General features: G+C 71.6%; 2 protein-coding genes. One reads left to right on the top strand and one right to left on the bottom strand.

Annotated elements, in window-relative coordinates; translation table 11 throughout:
* Positions 1 to 164, bottom strand: a 164-nt coding sequence (locus tag ABZZ79_RS39540; protein WP_356697508.1) for a beta-galactosidase, incomplete at its 3' end; no start/stop codon positions are given.
* A gap of 333 nt (positions 165 to 497) precedes the next feature.
* On the opposite strand from ABZZ79_RS39540, the gene ABZZ79_RS39535 reads away from it, so the two are divergent.
* Positions 498 to 3,344, top strand: a complete 2,847-nt coding sequence (locus ABZZ79_RS39535; protein ID WP_356697506.1) for a SpoIIE family protein phosphatase — start codon at positions 498 to 500, stop codon at positions 3,342 to 3,344.
* The last annotated feature ends 293 nt before the right edge of the window (positions 3,345 to 3,637 follow it).

The following is a 3,637-nucleotide window of genomic DNA, read 5'->3' as shown; positions in this document are numbered from 1 at the left end:
GGGACGTAGGTCTCGACGGTGTTCAGGCCCATCAGGCGCGCCTTGCGCAGCCGGTCGGCCCACTGGTCCGGATGGACACGGAAGTAGTGCAGCCCGCCCGAGAGAAGCCGGAAGGGCCGGCCGTCGAGCAAGAAACCGGTGTTGTCTGTCTGCAGAACGGGCATGGCTGCTGCTTCCTGGGCTGAACGGGGAGAGGGCGCTGCTTACGTCGAGGTGGTTACGTATCCGAGGTGTTTACGTAAACATACCGGTGGTGCACGTCTTTGTCGCCGGTGGGGCAGGTGCCTTTGCGCTGTAAGCGAAGGGCCTGGGCCCGCGGTCCCTGCCGGGCGGCGTCGCGGCCGGGCAGGGGCTTCGCGTCGGCGGAAACATGGCCTGAACGCACGGTTCCCCGGCCCGCGCCGGGCCCGAGACGCACGTGCTTCTCCCGCGGCTTTGACGCGTACCCGGCGGACCCTCCTTGCTACTTTGTCAACAAAGCGGGATAAATGGGGTTCATGAGAGCGAACTGGACCCGCCGCCTCTGGCGTCGGCGGGTCACCGGATCGCCGCACAGCTCCGCCGGGCCGGACTCACCCGCTGGTGCGGCGGGCGGCGCCCTGAAGGGGCCCGGCGAGGACGCGAGCGCGGCGGGCGGCGCGCAGTGGTGGCGCCGCTGGACGGACGGGCGCAGTGTCGCCCGCGAGGTGTTCCTGCTCCAGCTGGTGCTGGTGGCTGTGCTGATCGTCGCAGCCCTGGTGGCCTTCGTCGTCCAGACCCGGCGCGAGACCATGGCCGACGCCCGGCACCGGACCATGGCCGCCGCACAGTCCTTCGCCCACTCGCCGGGCATGCTGGCAGCGCTGAACAGCGACAATCCGAGCGCCGTCCTCCAGCCCCTGGCCGAAGCGGCCCGCAAGGACGCCGGAGTCGACGCCCTCATCGTGTACGAGCTCGACGGCATCACCCTCACCCACAGCGACCCCACCCAGCTCGGCAAGCACGTCATCGGTCCCTACGCCCAGGCCGCCGAGGGCAAGTCCTTCACGCGCACCTTCGAGGGAGCGCTCGGCCTGTCCGTCATCTCCGCCGCACCGGTGAAGGACTCCACCGGCAAAGTGGTGGCCGTCGTCTCGGCTCCCGTGACGGTCGAGCGGGTGCAGGACTCGGTCAACCGCCAGCTGCCGATGTTCACGGCCAGCGCCGCAGGCGCGCTGGCCCTGGCCGCCGGGGGAGCGGCCCTGGTCAGCGGCCGGCTCCGCCGTCTGACGCACGGCCTCGGCCCGGCCGAGATGACAAGGATGTACGAGCACCACGACGCGGTCCTGCACGCGGTGCGCGAGGGTGTGCTCATCGTCGGCGCCGACGGGCGGCTGCTGCTCGCCAACGACGAGGCGCGGCAGTTGCTGGAGCTGCCGGACGACATCGAAGGGCGCCCGGTGACCAGCCTGGGCCTGGACGCGCGCACCACGAACCTGCTGCTGTCGGACGAGACCCTCACCGACCAGGTCCACCTGGCCGCGGACAGACTGCTGGCGTTCAACAAACGGTTCACCACGCGGTTCGCAGGACACCGCGGCTCGGTGGTGACCCTGCGTGACACCACCGAACTCCGGGCCGTGACCGGTCGGGCCGAGGTGGCCCGGGAGCGGCTGCGGCTCCTGTACGACGCCGGCACCCGGATCGGCTCGACCCTGGACGTCGTACGCACCGCCGAGGAACTCGCCGAGGCGACGGTGCCCCGGTTCGCCGATGTCGTCACCGTCGAGCTCCTGGATCCGGTGCTGCTCGGCGACGAGCCCGCCGAGGCAAGCACCCTGCTGCGCCGCGCCGCCGTCGCGGGCCTGCAGGAGGACCACCCCCTCTATGCCGTCGGCGAGCTGATCCGGTTCGCCCCGAGCACCCCACAGGCCACCGGCGTGCTGCACGGCCGGTCCGTCCTGGAGCCCGACCTGGCCGCCTCACCCGGCTGGCGGCAGCAGGACCCGGAACGCGCCGAGCGGATCCTGCGCTACGGCCTCCACTCCCTCGCGGTCGTGCCCCTGCGGGCGCGCGGGATGGTCCTGGGACTGGTCGACTTCTGGCGGTCCGATGCCTCGCAACCCTTCGACCAGGAGGACCTGAACTTCGCCGAGGAGCTGGTGGGCCGGGCCGCCGTCAGCATCGACAATGCCAGGCGGTTCACCCGTGAGCACGGGCTGGCGGTGACGCTCCAGCGCAGCCTCATGCCCCGCGCCCTTCCCGAGCAGGACGCCCTCGACGTGGCACACCGCTATCTGCCCGCCCAGTCGGGGGTGGGCGGCGACTGGTTCGACGTCATCCCGCTGCCCGGCGCCCGGGTCGCCCTGGTGGTGGGCGACGTGGTGGGGCACGGGCTGCACGCGGCCGCCACCATGGGGCGCCTGCGGATCGCCGTGCACAACTTCTCCTCCCTGGATCTGGCCCCCGACGAACTCCTCAAACACCTCGACGAAGTCGTCGCGAGCATCGACATGCAGGACGAGAAGGCGGAGGCGGACGTACCGGGCATCACCGGAGCGACGTGTCTGTACGTCATCTACGACGCCGTGTCCGGGCGACTGACCGCGGCGACCGCCGGTCATCCGCCGCCGGCCGTGGCCCATCCGGACGGCACGGTGAAATTCCTGGACGTGCCCGCCTCGCCACCGCTGGGCCTGGGTGCCGGGCTGCCTGTCGAGACCGCCGAACTGACCCTCCCCGAGGGCGCCACGCTCGCCCTCTACACCGACGGTCTGATCGAGGACCGCGACCGGGACCTGGACGAGGGCATGGGGGCCCTGCGCGCGGCTCTGGCCGGGCCGCCGCGCATCCCCGACGACCTCTGCGCCTCGGTGATCAAGACGATGCTGCCCTCCAAGCCCACCGACGACGTGGCGCTGCTGGTGGCGCAGGCCCGGCGCATGGACCCGGCCGATGTCGCCGAGTGGGACGTGGCCTGTGACCCCGCGGCGGTGGGACCGGTCCGAAACGCCTGCGCCCGCAAGCTGGCGGAGTGGGGGCTGGAGGACATCTCGTTCGCCACCGAGCTGATCCTGAGCGAACTGATCACCAACGCCGTCCGTTACGGCGGCGATCCCATCCATGTCCGCCTGCTGCGCGGCCGCACCCTGATCTGCGAGGTGTCCGACGGGAGCAGCACCTCTCCGCACATCCGCCGCGCCAAGGACACCGACGAGGGCGGGCGCGGACTGTTCCTGGTCGCGCGCTACGCCGAACAGTGGGGCACGCGGTACACGGGCCGCGGCAAGACGTTGTGGACGTCGCAGGCGCTGCACGGCGAAGAGGACCTGGGGGAGGACCTGGGCGAGATGCTGCTGAGCCAGTGGGACGACACGGAGCTGTGAGCGCCCGGCCGCACTCGCCTCGGCGCCACACAGGTTGCCCGAGTAGGCTGAAACTCGTCGTGATCGCTCCGAGGACCTACGGACCGGCCCGCAGCCGGGGGACAGGTGAGCGGTGAGCACCACGGCGACGCGGTCGGCGCCGGCCCGGCGTCCGTCCGCAGGGCACCCTCGGGCTTGTGGAGGCGTCATGACCGCATTCGGTCGGCTCCGCGCAACCGCTCTGGTCGGCTGCGCCGGTCTCCTGGCACTCGCCTGTACGGCCGAGGGCCCCTCTGCTCCGGTCAAACCGTCCG

Source organism: Streptomyces sp. NPDC006458 (genome assembly GCF_040612135.1).
GTDB lineage: Bacteria > Actinomycetota > Actinomycetes > Streptomycetales > Streptomycetaceae > Streptomyces.
The sequence above is the reverse complement of the archived record's forward strand: the minus strand, read 5'-3'. Positions and strand labels throughout refer to the sequence as shown.

Coding starts and splice junctions, on each gene's coding strand:
- ABZZ79_RS39535 (WP_356697506.1), top strand. CDS start 498: ATGAGAGCGAACTGGACCCGCCGCCTCTGGCGTCGGCGGGTCACCGGA.